Origin of the sequence: Candidatus Defluviilinea gracilis (genome assembly GCA_016716235.1) — a bacterium.
GTDB classification, from domain to species: domain Bacteria; phylum Chloroflexota; class Anaerolineae; order Anaerolineales; family Villigracilaceae; genus Defluviilinea; species Defluviilinea gracilis.
Window position 1 is genome coordinate 344,406 of sequence record JADJWS010000001.1, and the last position, 22,183, is coordinate 366,588.

At 55.3% G+C, this 22,183-nt stretch carries 22 protein-coding genes; 7 read left to right on the plus strand and 15 right to left on the minus strand.

The features are described 5' to 3' along the window. Positions 1 to 13: 13 nt before the first annotated feature. Together IPM31_01615 and IPM31_01620 are read right to left on the minus strand one after the other, a co-directional pair. Positions 14 to 1,207 carry a glycosyltransferase family 2 protein gene (locus IPM31_01615; GenBank protein MBK9005667.1) on the minus strand — a complete coding sequence of 398 codons (1,194 nt, stop codon included), beginning with the start codon at positions 1,205 to 1,207 and terminating at the stop codon, positions 14 to 16. Positions 1,208 to 1,223: 16 nt separating this feature from the next. Next, positions 1,224 to 1,952, minus strand: coding sequence for an acyltransferase (locus tag IPM31_01620; protein ID MBK9005668.1), 729 nt, complete (start codon positions 1,950 to 1,952; stop codon positions 1,224 to 1,226). Positions 1,953 to 2,051: 99 nt separating this feature from the next. Between IPM31_01620 and IPM31_01625 the strand changes: the two genes are divergently transcribed. Continuing rightward, on the plus strand, positions 2,052 to 2,615 hold the full coding sequence (locus IPM31_01625) for an HAD family hydrolase (GenBank protein ID MBK9005669.1): 564 nt from the start codon (positions 2,052 to 2,054) through the stop codon (positions 2,613 to 2,615). On the opposite strand, the gene IPM31_01630 is transcribed toward IPM31_01625, so the two are convergent. The 5 genes from IPM31_01630 to IPM31_01650 all read right to left on the minus strand — a co-directional run bounded on the left by IPM31_01630 (position 2,612) and on the right by IPM31_01650 (position 7,340). Next, positions 2,612 to 3,190, minus strand: a complete 579-nt coding sequence (locus IPM31_01630; GenBank protein MBK9005670.1) for an SIS domain-containing protein — start codon at positions 3,188 to 3,190, stop codon at positions 2,612 to 2,614. The two genes, IPM31_01625 and IPM31_01630, sit on opposite strands and share 4 nt — an antisense overlap. Before the next feature lie 14 nt (positions 3,191 to 3,204). Then, positions 3,205 to 4,182 (minus strand): GHMP kinase, encoded by a 978-nt coding sequence (locus tag IPM31_01635; GenBank protein MBK9005671.1) that lies wholly within the window; start codon positions 4,180 to 4,182, stop codon positions 3,205 to 3,207. Beyond that, entirely contained in the window at positions 4,179 to 5,114 is a 936-nt protein-coding gene (locus IPM31_01640) for an NAD-dependent epimerase/dehydratase family protein (GenBank protein ID MBK9005672.1), read from the minus strand. Before IPM31_01640 ends, IPM31_01635 begins: the two co-directional genes overlap by 4 nt. A 21-nt stretch (positions 5,115 to 5,135) precedes the next feature. After that, positions 5,136 to 6,650: a sugar transferase gene (locus IPM31_01645; protein MBK9005673.1), complete on the minus strand. Its 1,515-nt coding sequence runs from the start codon at positions 6,648 to 6,650 to the stop codon at positions 5,136 to 5,138. A gap of 177 nt (positions 6,651 to 6,827) precedes the next feature. After that, positions 6,828 to 7,340, minus strand: coding sequence for a hypothetical protein (locus tag IPM31_01650; GenBank protein ID MBK9005674.1), 513 nt, complete (start codon positions 7,338 to 7,340; stop codon positions 6,828 to 6,830). A gap of 142 nt (positions 7,341 to 7,482) precedes the next feature. Between IPM31_01650 and IPM31_01655 the strand changes: the two genes are divergently transcribed. Together IPM31_01655 and IPM31_01660 are read left to right on the plus strand one after the other, a co-directional pair. Next, positions 7,483 to 10,029, plus strand: a complete 2,547-nt coding sequence (locus IPM31_01655) for a hypothetical protein (GenBank protein MBK9005675.1) — start codon at positions 7,483 to 7,485, stop codon at positions 10,027 to 10,029. Then, positions 9,966 to 12,662, plus strand: a complete 2,697-nt coding sequence (locus tag IPM31_01660; GenBank protein ID MBK9005676.1) for a class F sortase — start codon at positions 9,966 to 9,968, stop codon at positions 12,660 to 12,662. Before IPM31_01655 ends, IPM31_01660 begins: the two co-directional genes overlap by 64 nt. Positions 12,663 to 12,894: 232 nt before the next feature. On the opposite strand, the gene IPM31_01665 is transcribed toward IPM31_01660, so the two are convergent. The 3 genes from IPM31_01665 to IPM31_01675 are packed head-to-tail and all read right to left on the minus strand — an operon-like array spanning position 12,895 to position 15,664. Further along, entirely contained in the window at positions 12,895 to 13,344 is a 450-nt protein-coding gene (locus IPM31_01665) for a hypothetical protein (protein MBK9005677.1), read from the minus strand. After that, positions 13,341 to 14,432 carry a membrane dipeptidase gene (locus tag IPM31_01670; GenBank protein MBK9005678.1) on the minus strand — a complete coding sequence of 364 codons (1,092 nt, stop codon included), beginning with the start codon at positions 14,430 to 14,432 and terminating at the stop codon, positions 13,341 to 13,343. Before IPM31_01670 ends, IPM31_01665 begins: the two co-directional genes overlap by 4 nt. Before the next feature lie 41 nt (positions 14,433 to 14,473). After that, a complete protein-coding gene (locus IPM31_01675) occupies positions 14,474 to 15,664 on the minus strand; it encodes a S1 RNA-binding domain-containing protein (GenBank protein MBK9005679.1) in 1,191 nt (396 codons plus the stop codon). Positions 15,665 to 15,937: 273 nt separating this feature from the next. On the opposite strand from IPM31_01675, the gene IPM31_01680 reads away from it, so the two are divergent. Both IPM31_01680 and IPM31_01685 read left to right on the plus strand, forming a co-directional pair. Then, positions 15,938 to 17,038, plus strand: coding sequence for an ATP-binding protein (locus IPM31_01680; protein MBK9005680.1), 1,101 nt, complete (start codon positions 15,938 to 15,940; stop codon positions 17,036 to 17,038). 50 nt (positions 17,039 to 17,088) lie between these two features. After that, a complete protein-coding gene (locus tag IPM31_01685; GenBank protein ID MBK9005681.1) occupies positions 17,089 to 17,997 on the plus strand; it encodes a VWA domain-containing protein in 909 nt (302 codons plus the stop codon). A 90-nt stretch (positions 17,998 to 18,087) separates the two neighbouring features. Here IPM31_01685 and IPM31_01690 read toward each other — a convergent pair whose 3' ends face one another. The 3 genes from IPM31_01690 to IPM31_01700 all read right to left on the minus strand — a co-directional run bounded on the left by IPM31_01690 (position 18,088) and on the right by IPM31_01700 (position 19,356). After that, positions 18,088 to 18,258: a hypothetical protein gene (locus tag IPM31_01690; protein ID MBK9005682.1), complete on the minus strand. Its 171-nt coding sequence runs from the start codon at positions 18,256 to 18,258 to the stop codon at positions 18,088 to 18,090. Between the two features lie 132 nt (positions 18,259 to 18,390). Beyond that, positions 18,391 to 18,885, minus strand: a complete 495-nt coding sequence (locus tag IPM31_01695; GenBank protein ID MBK9005683.1) for a PaaI family thioesterase — start codon at positions 18,883 to 18,885, stop codon at positions 18,391 to 18,393. Between the two features lie 15 nt (positions 18,886 to 18,900). Then, the gene (locus IPM31_01700) at positions 18,901 to 19,356 is read right to left on the minus strand and encodes a hypothetical protein (GenBank protein ID MBK9005684.1); all 456 of its coding nucleotides are present in this window, start codon (positions 19,354 to 19,356) and stop codon (positions 18,901 to 18,903) included. On the opposite strand from IPM31_01700, the gene IPM31_01705 reads away from it, so the two are divergent. Then, on the plus strand, positions 19,349 to 19,651 hold the full coding sequence (locus tag IPM31_01705) for a hypothetical protein (GenBank protein MBK9005685.1): 303 nt from the start codon (positions 19,349 to 19,351) through the stop codon (positions 19,649 to 19,651). The two genes, IPM31_01700 and IPM31_01705, sit on opposite strands and share 8 nt — an antisense overlap. 245 nt (positions 19,652 to 19,896) lie before the next feature. Here IPM31_01705 and IPM31_01710 read toward each other — a convergent pair whose 3' ends face one another. Together IPM31_01710 and IPM31_01715 are read right to left on the minus strand one after the other, a co-directional pair. After that, positions 19,897 to 20,064 (minus strand): hypothetical protein, encoded by a 168-nt coding sequence (locus tag IPM31_01710; protein ID MBK9005686.1) that lies wholly within the window; start codon positions 20,062 to 20,064, stop codon positions 19,897 to 19,899. A gap of 5 nt (positions 20,065 to 20,069) precedes the next feature. Continuing rightward, positions 20,070 to 21,146, minus strand: a complete 1,077-nt coding sequence (locus tag IPM31_01715; protein MBK9005687.1) for a hypothetical protein — start codon at positions 21,144 to 21,146, stop codon at positions 20,070 to 20,072. Positions 21,147 to 21,225: 79 nt separating this feature from the next. Between IPM31_01715 and IPM31_01720 the strand changes: the two genes are divergently transcribed. Further along, positions 21,226 to 22,065 carry an isopentenyl phosphate kinase family protein gene (locus IPM31_01720; GenBank protein ID MBK9005688.1) on the plus strand — a complete coding sequence of 280 codons (840 nt, stop codon included), beginning with the start codon at positions 21,226 to 21,228 and terminating at the stop codon, positions 22,063 to 22,065. Positions 22,066 to 22,183 lie beyond the last annotated feature (118 nt).

Consider the following 22,183-nt stretch of genomic DNA (forward strand, 5'->3'; position numbering starts at 1 on the left):
CCTTCTGCCAAACCTACATACCCATATCCTGCTTTGTGAGTGATTCGCGCTGGCTGAGTTCTTCGAGGATTCTCAAGAGCATCCAGTACACCACAAGTTGGATTCCAACGAGGAAGATCATTGCGCTTCCCAATAAATAAAACCACAAGCGTTCGATCGCCCACCCTTGTAAACCGAGCGCAAGACTAATCGCCCCAAGGGCAAACCCTGCCAGAATTCCCAATAAACCCATCCATCCAAATTGTTGGTCGAGAGGCGTTTTGAAAATGGGTTTCCCAAATAACCCTTGCTTAATCGGTTTTTTGTAGAACAACGCCACGAGATAGTTGAACGTGATGCCCAGGGCAAAAACGTTGATGCCGGCTACCGTCGAGATCATGCCCAAAAACAAGGCGGCGACGCTGGCAGAATCGAGGGTAGTGACTCCGCGCGCGCGCAAGTAAACCAGCCACAACGAGACGAGCCCGGCAACGCCCAAACTTCCCAGCCCGATCAACCCAAGGATGCGAACCGGGTTGTAAGACATGGCAGTCCACACCATGCTTTGCAAGAAGATGCGCCCGTCGCGGATGGCGCTGAGTTTCGACCGCCCTACGCGCTCGCTATACGGAATGGGCACTTCTTCGATCTTGATGCCTTCATGCAGGGCGCGCGTGCTCATCACGGGCGTGAGGTTCAATCCATCGGGTAACGGATAAATGTGCTCGAGGATTTCGCGCCTGAAGACGCGCATCCCGCTGGCGCTGTCGGTCACCTTTTGTCGACCAAGAATGGTCAACAGGGTGGCAAAGAAGAAATTACCGATGCGCCTCACGAGCGGCATTTCGCTTTTTTCTCCCGCCATACGAGAGCCGATCACCAACTCGGCGCCGCGCAATGCCGATTGGCAAAGCTTGGGAAAGTATTCCGGCGGGTAGGTGCCATCGGCATCGAGAAAGCCGATCAATTCCCCTTTTGCCTGGGCGAAGCCGGTCTTCAACGCCGCGCCGTATCCTTTATTTTTGGGGTGGCGAACCAGCGTAACACCCTTGATGTTCGATGCGACCTCTGCCGTCTTGTCCCGTGAGCCGTCATCCACCACCAACAGTTCCATTTCTTCCACGCCCGCTTTTTTCAGGTCGGGCGCCACCGCCAGCACGCGGGTCGCAATTTCTGTAATGCCATCCTCCTCGTTATAGGCGGGGATGACTACCGATAATATCGTCATGTATTTTTCCTCTCACTCATAAATGATAGATCGTTCGATCTGCTTTGATCGTTTTACCGTCGATCTCGCGCAGTGTTTTTGCCGGCACGCCCCCAACCACTGTGTGCGGGGGAACATCCTGCGTGACCACCGCCCCGGCGGCGACCACCGCCCCCTTGCCCACGCGCACCCCATCCGTGATGATGGAGCCAGCGCCCAGCCAAACGTCGTCTTCGATCACGATTCCCTCCGCCGTGATGCCCTGCTCCACAAATGGACGGTTCGGATCGTCGAAGATGTGGTTGACCGAGATGATCTGGGTGAACGGTGAAGTGTACACCCGGTCGCCGATCGTCACGCCGCCCTGCCCTCGAATGATGGAATATTCGCCCACGAGACTATCGCGCCCGATCCTGATCCCGGAATTCGGCATCCCGCGAAAGTTATAGACGTGTAGGATCGCGCCGTGCATCACAATGCTCCGTTCGCCGATCTCGATCCCGTTCGGGCAGGCATGGAGGTAGACGCCATGATCGAGGTAGGAACCATTCCCAAGTTTGATATGATCCGCAAACCGAAGACGGACATTGTTCTCAATGGCGGCAAAACCGTCCATCCGCACGATCAGCTTGTACAAAACGCTTCGTATGGCGATCCCAACAATGGTCGGAATCCAACCGAGCAAAACAATAAAGAACTGCTCGTAGAAATAACGAACGATCGACGATGCCTGCCGGCTGAGATATAAACGAATATTGGCTATCATAAGGGTTGGCGCTTGGCGCGCTCCGCCATCTCGACATGGATCGAGTTCATCATGGGACTATGTCCGATTCCAGACTCACAGGTAGTATATAATAAATACATGTACCCGGCAGTGTTTCTGGATCGTGATGGCGTGCTCATCGAAAACCGCGAGGATTATGTTCGCGAATGGTCCCAGGTTTTCGTCTACCCCAAGACGTATTTATCCCTGTTAAGAATACAGACTGCCGGTTACAAAATCGTGGTCGTGACCAACCAATCTGCAGTCGGGCGGGGTCTACTCTCCATTCAAACCGCGGAAGCCATTAACGACAAACTCATCGAAACCATCCGGGAGAACGGCTCACATGTCGACCGTGTCTACATGTGTCCGCATCAACCGGACGAAGGATGCGACTGTCGTAAGCCAAAACCGGGGATGATTCTGCGCGCGGTTCGCGAACTGGACCTGGACTTGAGTCGCTCGTGGATGATCGGCGACGCCTGGAGCGACTTGCTCGCCGGTCAATCGGCGGGCGCGCGAGGCTTGATCATGGTAAAAACCGGGCGCGGCTTCGATCAGTCTCGCACCTCGAAACCTGAAAGCCTGCAAGGTTATTCACTCGTCGATGATCTTGAAAAAGCGGTAGATACTCTACTCATCGATCAAGGTCGCAACGACTAGACCTTCGCCAGCGATTCAGCGACCGCGATATCTTTGATCGCCTTGACGATCATATGCTCGAGCATCAGGTGGATATCCTCAACGTGCTCGATCACATAACTATCCACATGGACTTGAATATCCACAAGCGAGGCAAGTTTTCCGCCGGTAAAACCCGTAAAGCCGACCGTAACAGCGTTGTATACTTTTGCCGCTTCCATTGCCTTCACCACATTGGCAGAATTACCGCTGGCAGAGATCGCGATCACCACATCTTCGGCTTCCACCAGGTTGGCAAGCTGGGCGGCGAACACATTATCGTAGCCCTCATCGTTGGCATACGCGGAAAAAATTGCCATGTTATCCGTCAAGCCGATCACGCGGAAGTGCGGCAGGCTGTCGTGCCGCGTATTCTTTGCCAGGTCGCAGACAAAATGAGTGGCGGTCGAGGCGGAGCCTCCATTACCCATGATGAAGACCTTTCTCCCCTCCAACCGCGCGTTTTGCAACGTCGCCACCACGCGAGTGATCGACTCTACCGGTAGTTTCCCCACCGTGTCTTGCAACACAGAAATATATGAAGTGATCTGTTCCATGGAAAATACCTTCCTCATCTTCGATAATTAAAGATGACCTTTGTGCCGTCTGGTTCGAGTTGAAACGGAAGTTCCTGCAAACCGTTCAATGCCTGGCGAATGGCTTGATGTTTTTCATGCGGCGCGCACAGCAGGATGAACCCCCCGCCTCCCGCCCCAGTGATTTTGCCTCCGATCGCCCCAGCCCGGCGCGCCGCGTCGTACATTTCGTCGATCGCGCCGTTGCTGATCTGCCCCGCCATGCGCTTTTTCAACTCCCACGACTGATGCAACAGCGAACCGAACGCGTCGAATTGCCCCGCCTGCAAATCGGATTTCGCCTGATACGCCATATCCCTGATTTCTCGCAGAACGTTCATGCGGTCTTTGATGTTGCTCTTCTGTTCGGTGAGCACCGAATCCGCTTTGCGGCTGATCCCCGTGAAAAAAAGCAGAAAGCGGTCGTTCAGTTCGCGCCGCAAGTCTGCGTCGAGGATGACTTTCTGCACCTTCACCTGCCCATCCGGGCAAAACTCAAAAAAACGGAGGTTGCCATACGCCGCGATATATTGGTCCTGGATTCCGATCGGTTTGCCGAGCCTGCCAATCTCGATATCACAGGCTTCGCGCGCCAGTTGCTCCATGGTGACAATATTGCCTAAATAGGTATGCAGCGCATGCACGGCGCCAACCGTAACCGTGCTCGAGGAGCCAAGCCCGGAACCCTCGGAAGGGATATCGCCCATGGTGGTCACTTCGATGCCCTGCGAGACGCCGGTCAGGAGCAACGCCTCGCGGATCATCTCGTGATGGATCTGGCTGACATCGTCCACCATTTCAGTTTGGGTATAACCAATGCGAAGTTTGCGGTCGAAGCGTTTTTTGACCGTGACAAAAATATATTTATCGATCGCGGAACTTAAAACACACCCGCCCTCCTCCATGAAGAAAGACGGGAAGTCGGTGCCTCCGCCGAAAAAACTGATTCGTAATGGCGTTTGGACAATGATCAAACCGGTTGCTCCGCAACTTTAAAGTATTCGACCGTTTTGCGCATGCCTTCGTCGAGTCCTATGGTCGCGCTCCAGCCAAGATCGCGCCCGGCTTTTGAGGCGTTCAGGTAAATGTGCCGCGTCTCGCCCAGCTTGGCAGGTCCGTGTTTCACCGGTAATGTGTAATCGGTCGCTTCTTTCACCGCCGCGTAAATTTGGTTGACGGAGGTGGGGATCCCCCACCCGATGTTATAGATGCCGGGTTGGTGATCAACCGTAACGGCGAGGAGATTCGCGCGGGCGCAGTCTGTCACGTAGACGAAATCGCGGCTCTGTTCCCCATCGCCATTGATCGTCACCGGTTCCCCGGCGAGCATCTTGCCGGTGAAGATGGCAACCACCCCGGCTTCGCCATGCGGGTCTTGCCGCGGACCGAACACATTCGGGTAGCGCAATACCGTATAGTTCAAACCGTAGTTAACGTGATACATAAAGAGGTAATGCTCCACGGTGTGTTTGCTGGCGCCATACTGGCAAATCGGGTTGATCGCGTCGGTCTCTTCACAGGGAACGCGCTCTGGCTCGCCGTAGACCGCGCCGCCCGTGGAAATATAGACGAAACGTTTGACGCCAAATTCCTTCGCGCATTCAATCAGGTTGATCGAGCCGAGGATGTTGACGTCGGCATCGAACAGCGGTTGCGCCACCGAACGGCGCACATCCATTTGCGCCGCATGATGGCTGATGAAATCGGGGCGTTCCGCCGCGAACAGGTCGCGCACCTTCGGGTCGCGGATATCCATTTTGTAGAATTTCGCGGCTGGGTTCAAATTTGATTCACGCCCCGTGGAGAGATCGTCAAGAATAACAACCTCGAATCCATTTTCAAGGAACACGTCAACGACGTGAGACCCAATGAAGCCAGCCCCTCCCGTAACAAGTATTTTTGCCATGCAATCAATCCTTTGGTGGTTTTAGTATGCGCCGCGACTTCTCAAAACCGCGGGGATGGTTTGGAAGAGCAACTGCAGATCGAGCCAGATGCTCCAATTGCGGATGTAATACATATCCAAGCGAACGCGCTCATCGTAGGAAATATCTGAGCGCCCGCTCACCTGCCATAAGCCGGTGATGCCGGGCTTCACCGTCAACAAGTTCATATCGAACTGCTTATACATCGCCACTTCTTCCGGCGAGATCATGCGCGGTCCCACCAGCGACATGCTCCCCATCAACACATTGAACAACTGGGGCAATTCGTCGAAACTGATCTTGCGGAGGTAAGCGCCGATCCAGGTCACGCGCGGGTCATTCTTCAATTTATGATTGCGCGCCAGTTCTTCTTTTAGTTCCGGGTGACGATCCAGAATTTCATCGCCGTTCACATGCATGGTGCGGAATTTCAAAGCGTAGAATTTGCGACCATTTAACCCCATGACCCGGCGTTTGTGAATGACGGGTCCTCTCGGCGAGGTAATCTTTACCAGGAGCGCAATCAACAAAAAGACAGGGGTCAAGAGAATCACGCTGATGATCGCCAGCACATAGTCGAGGATCGTTTTTAGCATGATGTCTGTTCCGGTCAACCGCACTTTATGCACGTTGACAAGCGGAACATAAGCAAACTCGTTGACCGTCATGCCGGTCGTAATGACTTCATATAGCCCGGACGACATGCGAAGATTTACCGTATCGGAAATCCCATACTTTTTGAAAATTTCCATCAGGTAATCTCGCGTAGAGAACGCGCTGGATGCCAGAATCACTTCGCCGATCTGAAATTGTTCAATGATCTCACCCAACTGATCCACAGAACCGAGGTTTACAAGATTATTGAAGAGCGGCGTAGTGGCGGCAAACTTTTTGTCCACAAAACCGACCACATGCAAGCCGGAAGTTTCCCACTTTTGCAATTGCTCGGCGAGCCATCTCCCTTCCTGGTTGGCGCCGACGATCACGGCGGGTGTCAGGAAGAAACCGTGTCGGCGCAGGAAGTAGACCACCCGTCGCAGGGTAAATCGCCCAATGATGACAAAAATAACCGTAAGGACCCACGCCATCGCCAGCCACCCGCGTGAAACGATCACCCAGGAAAATGTGAAGCCGGCAATGATAATAAATAAAACCCCTTCCGATGAAGCGCGGAACACCTTTGAATATTCGCGCGTGCCCCCGAGAAGGTTCTCGCGGGCATATAGACCGTGTGCCGCAAAAATCACAAGCCATAATATGGCGGCGCGAATGCTTAATTGGTTGTAATGCGGCAATGACACGAACGCGGTTTCATCAAAAATTCCAAAGGGGACGTTAAAGCGGAGAACATACGAAAACCGGAAGGCAAGCAGGATCATCGCCAAATCCAGCAGAACCAGAGCGGCGCGAAAGAGCGCCCACTGGGTATGCCTGGGTATGACCGAGTTTGCTTTCCCGATTTTCTTCCCCAGCGACATGATGTGCATTTTCTCCATATTCGGTCCTGCGGTTACCATTCTGTCTGCTCCTCGAATTCATTAGCCAGATGAACTGTTGCAAAATGAGCCATACCGCTCGGGCTATTTCCATGTTTAGGTTTGGTGGTTTCGCTGTTGCATGACGATACGTTTTCCAAAAAGTTACTTTGGATTTACTCGTCCTACTCCCCCAAAGCGGTGATGGTTGGATTCTGCCTAGCTCCGCTTCACGCGACTGATTTGACTGCTCCCCAACTCTACAGAGACTTGCCTCTTCTGCAAAAAATTCAAAAGCACTCGAACGCGTTCCTGACCGGAGACTGTTCCGTCGAAAATGGCTTCGTATCCCGCGAACAAACCTTCTTTGATAAGGATCGCGTCGCCGGGTTTTAGATCGCTTAGCCGCGTGTTACTGGATGAGTTAATCTCTGCTACTCGCTTTTGCAGGGTGGAAATCAACGGTTCGGGGACGGGAGAAGGCTCCCCGCCGAAACTGACGAGGTTGGCGGCGCCAGGCATCCACTGAAGAGTCGAAGCGTTGACAATGTCCAAATCGACCTGAATGAATAAGTATCCGGGAAAATACGGCTTGAATTTCCTCGAACGCGGGTTGACAGGCGAAACGCGCAGGCGCGGGTAAAAGACCGGCACATCAGCCGCTTCGAACTGTCGGGCAAGGAAATCTTCTTTGTTGGGTTTGCTTCGAATCGCGTACCAGAATGCTGTCACGTGCGCCTCAAAGGGTTGGTTAAAATTGTTACATATACGCAATGTTCGCGTCTTATATTTGTGCTTTTCGCGAAACCTTGCCCATTATAATAGGGTTAATTTTCCAATCTCAATTGTTTATCCCATACAAGGAATCAATTCAATGAAGCGACCAAATAAATTAGCGGGATTTTTTACAACACTAGCGATTTTGCTTTTGTCCTTGTTTTCAACTCCAAAATCTGCGGGAGCGTCTTGCGCCCCAAACCATATTATCTATGTGGCTTCCAGCGGTTCAGGCGCGGGGGGATGTACCTGGGCGACTGCCTTTCCATTCTTACAAGATGCGATCACGCTGGCAACCAGCGGCGACCAGATCTGGGTGGCAAGCGGAACGTACTACCCGGATGAAGGAGTGGGGCAGATCAATAATGATCGCAACAGCACATTTACCCTGAAAGACGGCGTTTCGGTTTACGGCGGTTTCACTGTTGGCGATACCTTGTTGGCTGATCGAGATTCGAATCCGGCAACAAATGGCACCGTGCTCAGCGGCGATATCGATCAGGTTGCTGGTAATGCAAACAATGCGTACACGGTGGTCACTACCAATGGTTTTCTCACCGATACCTACGTATTGGATGGGTTCACCATCACCGGCGGTAACCAAAATTCAGGGAGCGGGGTCGGCGGCGGCATGTATATCCAAAATACCAGTCCCACGCTTGCGAATCTGATCATCACAGCCAACAATGCGAACGGACGCGGCGGCGGCGTATTTCTTATTTCTGTTTCAGCCGTGGAAGCCAATTACAGCAATGCATCGTTCACAGATGTGACCGTCAGCAACAACACAGCCGGTATTGGCGGCGGCATGTATGTGCAAAATGGAAGCCCTGCCTTCACACGAGTGACCTTTACGGGGAATTCTTCGACGGGCGGCGCGGGCGGCGGTTTGAATGTTCAGACCCTGGGCGGTCCCGGCGTGGACGAGCCAAACCTCCCGACATTGTTGGATGTGGTCTTCGCGAACAACACCTCGGTCGGGGGCGGAGGCATGTTCAACAATAACAGCCAGTCCACATTAAACCGCGTGACCTTCAGCGGAAATACCGCCACACGGCGTGGCGGTGGCATGTTGAATGAGTTTTCCAGCCCTACGTTAACCAACGTGACTTTCAGCGGGAACACATCGACTGAAGCATCCGGCGCCACCCCTTGGGGCGGAGGCGGCATGATGAACATTGGCGCAGACCCGGTATTGAACAACGTTACTTTCAATGGGAATAACAGCGTCAACGGCTCCGGTACGGCGGGTGGCGATGCCATCAAAAACGTAACCTTGACCGGTAATGCCAGCACGCCGGTGATTGAAAATAGTATTTTATGGGGTGACGGCGGGATCAACGATGAAGTGCGCAGTGAAGGCACAAGTTCCGCCACGATCGAAGACAGCATCGTGCAAGGCGGTTGCCCGGCATTGGCAACATGCGCGAATGTCATTAATTCAGACCCGGTGTTGAGCGCGTTGGCAAACAACGGCGGGTATACGCAGACCATGGCGATCAGCGTCACCGGCGCCGCGGACGATGCGGCAGATACAACTACAGCAGACTGCGCCGCTACCGATCAACGCGGGACGGCGCGTCCGCAAGGCGTGGCATGCGATATCGGAGCCTATGAGATCGATGATACTGGGACGCCCACGTTGATCTCTTTCACTCGATTTAATCCAGCGACATCGCCCACAAATGCGGATACTTTGGTTTTCAGTGCAACCTTTAGCGAGACCGTGATCAATGTGAGCGTCGGCGATTTCGCCGTGAACGGGACAACCACCGCGACCGTCACTCTCGTCACACCCATTAGCGGAACCGTGTTTGAAATCACCGTCTCGGGCGGCGACCTGGCGGGATTCAATGGAGTTGTCGGGCTTGATCTTGCTGGCGGGCAAGACATTACCGATTCTGTTGGCAATGCACTCCCCGCCGGCGAACCTGCCACCGATGAAACCTACACACTGGATAATTCTGCGCCGGCATTGACCGCGTTTACCCGTCAAACACCCGCCACCAGCCCAACCAATGCCAATACGCTCGTGTTCCGCGCTACTTTCAACGAAACCGTTGTCAATGTGAGCGTCGGCGATTTCGCCGTGAACGGGACAACCACCGCAACCGTCACTCTCGTCACACCCATTAGCGGAAGTGTGTACGATGTCACCGTCTCCGGCGGCGACCTGGCAGGATTCAATGGAGTTGTCGGGCTTGATCTCGCTGGCGGGCAGGATATCGCAGATAGTGTCGGCAACACATTGCCGGCCGGCGAACCTGCCACCGATGAGACCTACACACTGGATAATTCTGCACCGGCATTGACCTCGTTTACCCGTCAAACACCCGCCACCAGCCCAACCAATGCCGATACGCTCGTGTTCCGCGCTACTTTCAACGAAACCGTTGTCAATGTGAGCATCGGCGATTTCGCCGTGAACGGGACAACCACCGCAACCGTCACTCTCGTCACACCCATTAGCGGAAGTGTGTACGATGTCACCGTCTCGGCGGCGACCTGGCAGGATTCAATGGAGTTGTCGGGCTTGATCTCGCTGGCGGGCAAGATATCGCAGATAGTGTCGGCAACACATTGCCGGCCGGCGAACCTGCCACCGATGAAACCTACACACTGGATAATTCTGCGCCGGCATTGACCTCGTTTACCCGTCAAACACCCGCCACCAGCCCAACCAATGCCGATACGCTCGTGTTCCGCGCCACTTTCAACGAAACCGTTGTCAATGTGAGCGTCGGCGATTTCGCCGTGAACGGCGCCACCACAGCAACAGTGACGCTCGTCACACCCATTAGCGGAAGTGTGTACGATATCACCGTCTCGGGCGGCGACCTGGCGGGATTCAATGGAGTTGTCGGGCTTGATCTCGCTGGCGGGCAAGACATTACCGATTCTGTTGGCAATGCGCTCCCCGCCGGGGAACCCGCCACCGATGAGACCTACACACTGGATAATTCTGCGCCTGCGCTGACATCCTTTGCTCGTCAAACTCCTCCCACCTCACCGACCAATGCCGATACGCTCGTGTTCCGGGCGACTTTCAGCGAAACCGTTATCAACGTGAGCGTCGGTGATTTCGCCGTGAACGGGACAACCACCGCGACCGTCACGCTCGTCACACCCATTAGTGGAAGTGTGTACGATATCACCGTCTCCGGCGGCGACCTGGCAGGATTCAACGGCGTGGTTGGCATCGATTTGAGCGGCGCACAGAACATCACCGATTCCCTTGGCAATGCGCTCCCCGCCGGGGAACCCGCCACCGATGAAACCTATACGCTTGACAATGGGGCTCCATCAATCACATCTTTCACACGACAAACCCCTGCCACCACGCCGACCAATGCCGATACGCTCGTGTTCCGCGCGACTTTCAGCGAAACCGTTGTCAACGTGAGCATCGGCGATTTCGCCGTGAACGGGACAACCACCGCGACCGTCACGCTCGTCACACCCATTAGCGGAAGTGTGTACGATATCACCGTCTCCGGCGGCGACCTGGCAGGATTCAACGGCGTGGTTGGCATCGATTTGAGCGGCGCACAGAACATCACCGATTCCCTTGGCAATGCGCTCCCCGCCGGGGAACCTGCCACCGATGAAACCTATACGCTTGACAATGGGGCTCCATCAATCACATCTTTCACACGACAAACCCCTGCCACCAGCCCGACCAATGCCGATACGCTCGTGTTCCGCGCCACTTTCAACGAAACCGTTGTCAACGTGAGCGTCGGCGATTTCGCCGTGAACGGGACAACCACCGCAACCGTCACGCTCGTCACACCCATTAGCGGAAGTGTGTACGATATCACCGTCTCGGGCGGCGACCTGGCGGGATTCAATGGAGTTGTCGGGCTTGATCTCGCTGGCGGGCAGGATATCACCGATTCCCTTGGCAATGCGCTCCCCGCCGGGGAACCCGCCACCGATGAAACCTACACAGTCGACAATACCAGCACATCGCTCATCTCATTCGCTCGTCAAATACCCGCGACCAACCCAACCAACGCAGACGTTCTGGTCTTCCGGGCCACCTTTAGCGAAGATATGCTCAATGTCGATACGGCAGATTTCACGGTCAACGGAACGACCACGGCAACAGTGACACTTGTCACACCCATCAGCGGCTCCGTCTATGACATCACCGTCTCCGGCGGCGACCTGGCAGGATTCAACGGCGTGGTTGGCATCGATTTGAGCGGCGCTCAGAACATCACAGATTCTGTTGGAAACGCGCTCCCCGCCGGCGAACCCGCCACCGATGAAACCTACACAGTCGACAACTCGGGACCCATCGTCACCGCCTCAGTACCGGCAAACACCGCCACCGTAACCGGACCAACCCAGTTAACCGTCACCTACAACGAAGATGTAAAAAATGACGCCTCGGCAGGCGCGGCGAACAACATCGTCAATTACCTGCTGGTCGAAGCCGGCGTGAACGCCGCCTTCGATACGCTTTCATGCCTGGGCGGCGCGGTTGCCGACGATACAGCCATAACGATCAATACCGCCGCCTACACAAACAACGGCGGAAGCGGTCCATTTATTGCCACGCTCGATATCAACGGCGGCATCCCGCTTCCCGTGGGAACGTATCAACTCTACGTGTGCGGAACCACATCCATCGAGAATCTGATCAACCTTGAATTAAACGACGGGCTGGTAGATACGATCATCCGGTTCACAGTGATCGGCGGAGGCGCAGGCGGCGGAGGCGGGGGAAGCGCGCCCGCAAACCAACGCAGCGCTGTGCCAGCCACGGGCTTCCCGCAAGGCATACTCACCACCCTGCCGCTTCAACCTGCGGAAAAAGCCTACACCGCCACAAGCCTGTGGATCGAAATTCCGCGCCTCGGCGTAAAGATGAACATTGTCGGCATCCCACAGACAAAAGACGGCTGGGATGTGACCTGGCTTGCGCGCGATGCCGGCTGGCTCAACGGCTCGGCATTCCCCACCTGGCAGGGCAACTCAGTCCTCACCGGTCACGTATGGACAGAAACCAACAAACCCGGCCCCTTCAACAAACTCAAAGACCTGCAATATGGCGACCAGGTCAAGATCCACGCCTTCGGTCAAGTATTCATTTACGAGATCCGCGAATCGGCATTGATCTCCTCCACCGACACAACATCAATGATGAAGCACGAGGAAAAAACCTGGCTCACCCTCATCACCTGCGAAGGGTTCAACGCCAAGACAGGCGACTACCTCTACCGCCGCATGGCGCGCGCCGTGCTGGTCAGCGTGATCGCAGACAAATAACGCCCGTAAATAAAAGCTCTTCCCCGTTAATGACGGGAGACCCATAAAATCAAAAGAGTCCATCGTTGAACCGGTGGACTCTTTTGATTCAATACGCTTCAGAGATGACAAACACTGGACGCGAATACCCCGCGCCCAATGGATGAAAATCAAATCGCTTCATTTCCGACGGGAAACCTGACAACCGCGCCTCGGCTTTTTTCCCCGCGTATATGGTATTTTTGAGCAGGTTCTAGCCTTTTTCATCCTGTATCTTGTATGGAATGGTCATGAGAAACCCGATCGCGATAATAACCTGCCCAATGAGCACTCCCGCCGATTGCCATGGACCGAAATACGGGACGTTCGGCAACGGCTGAGTGCCCAATCCGAAAATATCCGCCATGCCCGTAAACACCGCGATCACATAACCCGTGCTCACCAACCGCAAACCAAAATCGGCAACGATACTCCGTTGCTCCCTGCCCCACAGCGCCATGAGCCCAATAGACCCGCCCACACAGATCATCGCCAACCCAATGAGAAAAACGGAAATTTGAATAAACCCAACCACCGTACTACGATCCCAACCAAACCAGCCGGGTTTTGCCCCCACAGTAAAAATAAACAAGCCCAGCCCAATAAGAATTAGGCTGAGTCGGATTCGCAAACGCGAAACTCGAAAACCGGGTTCGCCGTTCATTTCGGCAAATGCTCTCGTAAAAATCTCAGCCAATTGCCGCCCAAAATATTTTCCGCGTCCGCTTCAGTGTAGCCGCGCTCAAGCAACTTGCCGCGCACCATCTGCAGGTCGGCGATGGTATCCAACTCGGCAGGGATCGACTGCAAGCCAAAGCCGCCGTCGAAATCAGAGCCGATTGCCGCATGGAGGGAATTGCCCGCGATCTGGCACACATGGTCGATGTGAGCCACGTACGCATCCAACGGTACCTCCTCGCGGCTCGCAGTTTTGCGGTTCCAACCTACCTTGAGAAAGGTGTTGAACGGGATGAGCCCCTGCACGCCGCCGCGTTCGATCAACCCTGCAATGACGCGATCAGACACATGGCGGTTTGACTCTGACCCTTTCATCAGCGCGGCGCAATTCGAATGACTTGCCATCACCGCGCCTTCATAACGATCGAGAGACTCCAACGCGGCGGCTTCGTCCATGTGACTCAGGTCGAGGATGAAATTAAAATCTGCCATGGCAGAAATCAACTGGCGCCCTTCGTCGGTCAGCCCGCCGGGTTCGCCGGTGCCGCCGCAGTAGCGCGTTCCCACCCAGGCAAGACCGATCATGCGCAAGCCCAGTTCCCACCATTCGGAGAGTTCCTTAATAGAGCGAATTCCCTCCGCGCCTTCCATGAGCATCACCAATCCCACCGGGGGTCCTTCGTCTTCACGCGCGGGCTGTGACCAATGTTGAAGATGGGAATCCAGTTCGCCCGTCGAGGCGATGAGGCGGAATTTGTCCGGGTGCGAATCCGCAAGTTTGCGATAGGCAGTCGCCTGGTCGCGATAGAGTTTGCGAGCGGTGTCGAAGTCGGGATACCACAGGCTGTCCCACGTTTCTTTTTTTCGCGCGGGGGTGGCGAACAATGTCGAGAATACGACCGCCACATTGCCGCGTTGGTATTCGCGCCATCCGAGCGTGCAATCGCCCATGCGTTCGGGGATGAGGGTGCTCGCTTCGAGGCGGCGCGTTTCAGCCACCGGGCGCGTGTAATCGCGCTTGAAGGTGAGCATGTTCCAGGCAAGGTCCTGGTGAGAGTCAACGATGAGAGTCATACATTCAAAAAAGCGCCCCGCGAGGGCGGGACGCTTGCCTTTTATTTTTCCTCGGTCGATTCGGTCGGCGGATCGAACGGTGAATCTCCCGCAGGATCATCATCTTCGGCGTCGAACTCCGCCGCGAGCATTTTGAAATCTTTGTCGGCGAAGGCGGCCGAGTCCACTTTGCGAAGGCTCAAGCCAATGCGATGCTGGTCGGCGTCGATGCGGATGACGCGCAGGGTTTTCACATCGCCCTCGTGCAACGCTTCCTTCGGGTGTTCGATGCGCTGTTCTGAAATTTCGGAGATGTGAATAAGACCTTCCACATCTTCGTCGAGGCGGGCAAACGCGCCAAACTTCGTCAGGCGCGTGATCTTGCCTTCCACAAGTTGACCGACGCTGTACTTTTCGATGCGCGCGCGCCACGGATCGTCTTGTAAAGCGCGCACCGACAAACCGATGCGCTTCTTTTCACGATCGATGTTGATCACCTTCACTTTCACTTCCTGCCCAACTTCGAGCGCTTCGCGCGGGTGATCGATATGATCCCACGAAAGTTCTGAAAGATGCACCAACCCGTCCGCGCCGTTGACGTTGATGAAGGCGCCGAAACTGGCGAGGCTGGTCACGCGCCCGGTATAGACCTGGCCTTCCTGCAATTCGTCGATGACGCGCTCTTTCAACGACTGGCGCGATTCGGCGCTGGCCGCGCGTTCCGAAACGATCAGGCGGCGGCGTTCTCGGTCCACTTCAATCACACGAATGGAGATGGGTTGCCCTACCATCTTCTGATATTTTTGCTCGGGTGTTTCGCCGGCGATCTGGCTTCGGCGCAACGCCCCGATCTGTGACGATGGGAGAAATCCGCGCAAGCCTTCCACAGCCGCGATCAGCCCGCCCTTATTGAAGCCGATGATCTTGGTTTCGATCACCACCGCGTCGGTGATAAGTTTTTCCACGTCGTCCCATGAAATTTGTTCCTGCGCGCGTTTGAGGGAGAGGACAACGTTCCCGTTCGCGTCTTCGGGATTGATCACGAACGCATGGACTTCCTGCCCGACCGACAACGCCTCGATCTCCGCCGGGGTGAGTTGATCCAATTCTCGACCGGAGACCACACCCTCAGATTTCGCGCCAATGCTGATGAGAATCTGGCTGGGGCTGATGCTGGCAATTGTCCCTTTGCGAATCTCGCCAGCCTGTGGCAGGTCGACGTTTAATTCCTGCTCATTGAGCAGTGATTCCATGGTTTGATTGTTCGCATGATTTTGTTCTCCCTGCGGATTGCGATCGCTCCCTTGGGTAGGCAGGGCTTGGTTTTCGTCTGTCACTTGATACTCCGGTTGATAAAAATGTAAGCGGGATTATACAGGTGAATGTACAAGTTGACAACCCGCCCAGACAACCATGTGAAAAAAAATATTCGGGATGGCGGAGAAACTCCCGCCGGATTCACCTCACCGGCTTTAGTTTGGGAATTTTTCAAACACGCGTTATAATCACGCTTCGGAGTCACATTAATGCCACCTATTTTTCCCTTCACAGCTATTGTAGGACAGGAGCGCATGAAACGCGCTCTGATCTTAAACGCCGTAGATACGCGTATCGGCGGCGTGCTTATTCGCGGCGAACGCGGCACTGCCAAATCCACCGCGTCGCGCTCGCTTGCCGCGCTGCTTCCCAGCGTTAAAGTAGTGGACGATTGCCGCTTCGGGTGCGACCCCGACAAGCCCAACACCTGGTGCACCGAATGTAAGGAACGGTTCGCCGGCAACAAAAAAATTCCATCGCACACGCGCACAACCTCGTTCGTAAACCTGCCCGTTTCCGCCACCGAAGACCGCGTGGTCGGCACGCTTGATATCGAGCAGGCGATTCAAAAAGGCGAACGACACTTTGAGCCGGGCGTGCTCGCCGGCGCGAATCGCGGCTTGCTCTACATTGACGAAGTCAATTTGTTGGACGATCACGTGGTAGATGTTCTCCTGGACTCTGCCGCGATGGGAACCAACATGGTCGAACGCGAAGGGATTTCGTTCTCACACCCCGCCCGCTTCATTCTCGTGGGGACGATGAATCCCGAGGAAGGCGAGCTTCGCCCGCAATTGTTAGATCGTTTCGCCCTCTCGGTGGATATCGTCGGCATCCGCGACGCGCGCGAACGCGTGATGATCATGGAACGCAACCTGGGTTTCGAACAAGACGCGGAGTCGTTCCGTCAGCAGTGGAAACTGAAAGAGGATGAGCTATCGCGCCAAATCGAAAAAGGACGCGAACTCGTCGGCGAAGTTAAACATACCAGCCGCGATTTGCTGTCCATCGCCGCGTTGACCGCATCTCTCAATGTGGACGGTCACCGCGCCGACTTGGTCATCTTGAAAGCCGCGCGCGCCCAAGCCGCATTTGAAGGTCGCACAAAGATCAACGACCACGATATCGCGCTTGCCGCCGAACTGGCGCTCCCCCACCGCATCAAACGGACTCCTTTCCAGCAAGCCGAGATGACGACCGAGCAATTGCAGGAACGCATCGAGCAATTGGCGGGGCAGTCTATGCCGGATGAGTCTGAAGCGGACGAGTCTGAGTCTCAGCAGAATAAAACCGAAGAAAAAAAAACTTAAAGCTCGAAGATGAGCGCGAGGAAGGTCCGCAGGAGGGCAAGCCTGAGCCAATGCCGCAGGATGTGTTTGCGAACACGTCGGCGAATTGGTGGGAAGGCGGACAGAAAGTAAAAGCGGGAGAGAAGTTCCAACCCCGCAAATTAAACACGCCTCTCGATAAACTCACCCGCAAACAGGCGGGACGGCGTTCGCTTACCAAAACCGAGCGCAAACACGGACGGTATATCAAAGCGCGTCCCGCCGGTGAAAAGAAGGACGATATCGCCTTCGATGCCACCATTCGCGCCGCCGCGCCTCACCAGAAAAAACGGACAGAAAAAAGAAAACGGCTTGCTTTTGCCATCGAGTCGTCGGACTTGCAACGCAAGATCCGCGTGAAGCGCGTGGCAAATCTTGTATTGTTTTTGGTGGACGCTTCGTGGTCCATGGCGGTCGCTGAGCGCATGAACGCGACGAAGGGCGCGATCTTGTCATTGCTCACGGACGCGTATCAACGCCGCGACCGAGTTGGGCTGATCGTCTTCCAAAAAGATCGGGCGACGCTCGTGTTGCCCCCAACAAATTCGGTTCAACTTGCCCAGCGCGCGTTGATGGACATCCCCGTCGGCGGGAAGACCCCGCTTTCGGCGGGCTTGTTCATGGCGGCGGATGTGTTGCGGCAAGAGAAACTCCATCACCCCGATGTGGAACCATTGTTGATCGTTCTCACCGACGGCGCGGGGAACGTGTCCATTGGCACAATGCCCCCGCAAGAGGAATCGTACAAATTCGCCGAACTCATCGCCAACGAAAAGATCAAATGTGTGGTCATCAACATGGAACACGCCGCTTTCGATCAGGGACTCGCGCAACAATTGGCGAATCACCTCAAAGCGCCGTGTTACGCGCTCAGCGAGTTAAAAGCGGAGAATTTGTATCATGCGGTGAAGGATGAGATGGCGAAGCCGATGAAGAAGTGACGAAACAGAGACCTCCGAGATTTTAAAAATCTCGGAGGTCTGCGTTGAGAAAAACGAAGAGACTGTCACCTTGCAGGTGACAGTCTCTTTTTAAACAAAATAAAGCATCAGGCAAGCGATCCCCGCGCAGATGGTTAGGAGCAAGAGCAGGGCAATGACTGCAAGTCGTTGCGGGGTGGCGCCGCGTAGATCGTCGCGGTATTGCCCTACGTGCCCTAGGCTAATGAGTAAAGATGCAATGAACTCGAAAAGTTCAGCCAATGAACTCGCTCCGTTAAACCAGTGGTTGGCGTGGATGGGGGATTCAAAAAAAAAAAAGGGGGGGGGAGGTGTAGCTGGTGGGCGGTATATCCGGAACTGCGCGCGGGACTGATTACTCGACCACCCTGTTTGTTACGATGATTTTCCCTTCAACAATTCATCCACCAGCGCCGCGGGAACCTGCACGGCGACTACCTCTCCTTTCACAGTGACAACACCATTGGCAACGATCCATTCTTCGATGACGACTTTACGCCCTTTGTGTTCTTTCACTTTGCCGCGCACTTCGAGTTCGATGCCGAGCGGAGTTGGTTTGAGGTAATCCACATGCAGAGACGCGGTGAGAAAGCGCGTGTTGGGATCCGAATTGGGGTCCGTTTCTTTCGCGGCGCGATAGGCGACTCCGGCGGCTGTCCCGGTGCCGTGACAGTCAATGAGGGAGGCGAGCAGTCCGCCGTAGACGTAGCCGGGGATGGCGATGTGGTACGGCTTGGGCATGAAACGACAAACAGACTCATCGCCGTCCCAATAACTTTGGATGTGATGCCCGTGTTCGTTGAGGGTGCCGCACCCATAGCAGTGGGCGTAGGATTCGGGGTAATACTCTTGGAAGGCTTTTTGGGTCATTGGTTTTCCTTTTTGTCATGGAGTTCCGGTCACCGCCGTACTCACAGGGAGCGAGGCCGGGGATGAGGTTTCCGCCGGGGAGGGCGAGACAGTTGCACTCGGGGTGGGAATCGCATTGGGCGCGTCGCCTTGTATGACGAATTGCCCCACCACCTTGTAGTCGAGTCCAACAAAGATTTGCACTTCGTACGCGCCGGGTAGAAACTGATCGGCCGGCGCCTCCCATTCGGTGAACCCGTACCCGCCGGTCTCGCCGTCCCAGGGGATGGTTTCGTAATGTGCGAGTTGTCCGTCGCGCAACCAAAGCGCGGTCCATTGGGAGCCGGGGACCATTTCGGCATAGGTGAATACAGCGCACATGTAATGAACCGGGGTTTGAAAGACAGCCGCCGCTTCGAACTCGACAAAGTTGGAGCAATTTTCAGTGAACTGCAATGGGCTAAAGACCGCGTTCGGGTTTGGCGTGACCACGCTTTCGAATAACGCTTCGATGGCAAGCGGAATGAACGGGGTTGGCGTGATGGTGGGCGTGTCGGTGACGGATGGGGTGTTGGTGATCGTCGGCGATAACGTGATGGTGGGTGAAAGCGTGATGGTGGGCGAAAGCGTGATGGTCGGTGACAGGGTGATGGTCGGCGAGGGAGGAAAATACCGATACGCCACAGGTTCGCCAAAAATGGATAGCCAAATGGCAAACGCGAGCGTCAACACGCCGAGAACGAATGTGACTAATCCGCCGCGTTGTCGTTTGATCTTGATGCGGTAGAACGAAAGTTTTCGCGCGGAGATAAATGCGCGCAGGCCTGAACGCATCACAACGAACGCGCCGATGAAGAGGAAGAAAACGGCGGCAATGATTCCCGCGCGGATATCCATGGAAAAGATTATAGCAGGGGGGATGGAAAAGGATGAAGATCGAATTGGGTAGTTGGGTAGTTGGGTAGTTGGGTAGTTGGGTAGTTGGGTGGTCATGAAAACGCTAGCGCGCGTACTTATTACTTGTTTACTTGTTTACTTGTTTACTTTTTTGCTTGTTTGCCTGTTTGCTTGTTTGCCTGTTTGCCTGTTTGCTTGTTTGCCTGTTTGCTTGTTTGCCTGTTTGCCTGTTTGCTTGTTTGCCTGTTTGCCTGTTTGCTTGTTTGCCTGTTTGCTTGTTTGCCTGTTTGCTTGTTTGCTCATGAACGTTAGGGCGGTGTTGGGGTGCGTGTTGGGGTGCGTGTTGGGGTACGCGTGCGGGTGAATGTGGAGGTTAGCGTTGGGCGCGGCGTGCGCGTCGAAGTCAATGTTGGCGTGAGGCTTGGCGTGAAGGTTTGTGTCGGCGTTGAACTCGCGGTTTGGCTCGGCGTGACGGTCGCAGTCATTGTGTATGTGGAAGTCGGTCGCGGGGTGCGGGTGAATGTGGAGGTTAGCGTTGGGCGCGGCGTGCGCGTCGAGGTGAGTGAGGGTGTGACGCTCGGTGTGAACGTTAATGTTGAAGTATGAGTGGCTGTTGCGGTAAAGGTCTGCGTCGGTGTAAAGGTCGAGGTGGGCGTGGAGGTGATGGTCGGCGTGAATGTGATAGTTTTCGTGGGCTGGCGTGTGTCTGTAGGGCGCGGCGTCAAACTCGGCTTGACCGTTGAGGTGGGGATCGGCGTGCGTGAGGCAGTGAAGGTCGCCGATGGGATCGGCGTGTTGGTGATCGTGGAGGTGGAGGTGAATGTGGCTGTGGGTCGAGGCGTGCGCGTTTGAGTCGGCGCAATGGTTGGACGCGGCGTGCGCGTGAACGTGGGTGTCAATGTGGGACGCGCTGTGCGCGTGGTTGTAGGCGTGGAGGTGGATGAAGGCGCGGCGGTTTCAGTCGCTACGGGTGAGAAGGTTGGGGATGGGGTAAACGTTCCGGTGGCTGAGGCAGTTACACTGGGCGTGTGACTCGGCGACGGCGTCGCGGTCACGGTGGCGGTTGGGCGCTCCGTCGCGGTCTGGGTTGGGGGCGAGGTGGTCGTCGGTATCGCGGTTGCCGTGTTTGTTGCCGAGGGCGTGGGAGACGGGGGAAAGATTTGATTTGCAAGGGGTCTGCCAAACAAGGCGGAGGCGCCGCTGGCAACCAACGCGAAGAATGCGACCATGAGCCATTGACGACCAAAGCGCATGTACGATTGTCGCTTGCGATAGAACACCATGGCGCGAGCCGCTTGAATCGAACGAATGCCCACGCGCGCCGCGAGCAATGCCGCGATCGCAAAGAACACAACGAGACCGATGACGAGAATGCCCGCACTCATAAGGCGAAGATTATAATGCCTTGTTGCGGCGTGTGGCAGTCACTTGCGGAGCGCCCATCACCTCATTTACAATGGATATATGAAAGAACTCGTTTTCCTCAAACTGGGCGGCTCGCTGATCACCGATAAAACCAAGCCTTACACTCCCCTGCTGGATGTGATGGACGATCTCGCCTTGCAGATTAAAACCGCGCTTCAAACCCACCCCGACCTGCGCGTGCTCGTTGGACACGGCGCCGGCTCTTTTGGCCACGTGCCCGCGAGCGAATATAAAACGCGCGATGGACTCCCGCCGCGCGCCACGCCGTTGGTCTATCGCCAGCGCGACGACACGCAAGACAGTTACTGGAAGGGTTTTGCCGAGGTCTGGTATCAGGCGTCCACGTTGAATCGATTCGTGATGGAGGCATTCCACAAAGCGGATGTGCGCGCGATTTCTCTGCCGCCCTCGTCCAGCGTGATCTCAAGTAACGGGCAAGTGTCGGTCTGGGATACGACGCCGATCCGCATGGCTCTCGCAGCGGATATCGTGCCGGTGGTGTTCGGCGACACCATCTTCGATGAAGTGCGCGGCGGGACGATCCTTTCTACCGAGGATTTATTTATGTACCTCGCCAACGCGCTTCACCCCGACCGAATCTTGCTCGCGGGGTTGGAAGCCGCCGTCTGGGAAGACTTCCCCGCGCGCACGAAGAAGGTGGGAAAGATCACACCCGCTTCGTTCAACGAGATTCAATCGGGCGTCGGCAAGTCTGCGGCGGCAGATGTGACCGGTGGCATGGAGTCGAAAGTGAAGCAGATGCTTGCGTTGGTCAAAAAGCATGAAAACCTCACCGTACAAATTTTCTCCAGCGATGAGCCGGGGAATCTTGTCCGCGTGTTGGGAGGCGAAACGTTGGGGACGGTGATCAGTTCGTAGAAAGTAGAAAGTAGTAACGACTTTAGTCGTTACGTACACCTCAGACGAGAACTTGTATTGAGCGCCGAATAAAACCATAAAAAACCGGCCAGGTGGGGAAAGCGGGGGGGTTAATCTG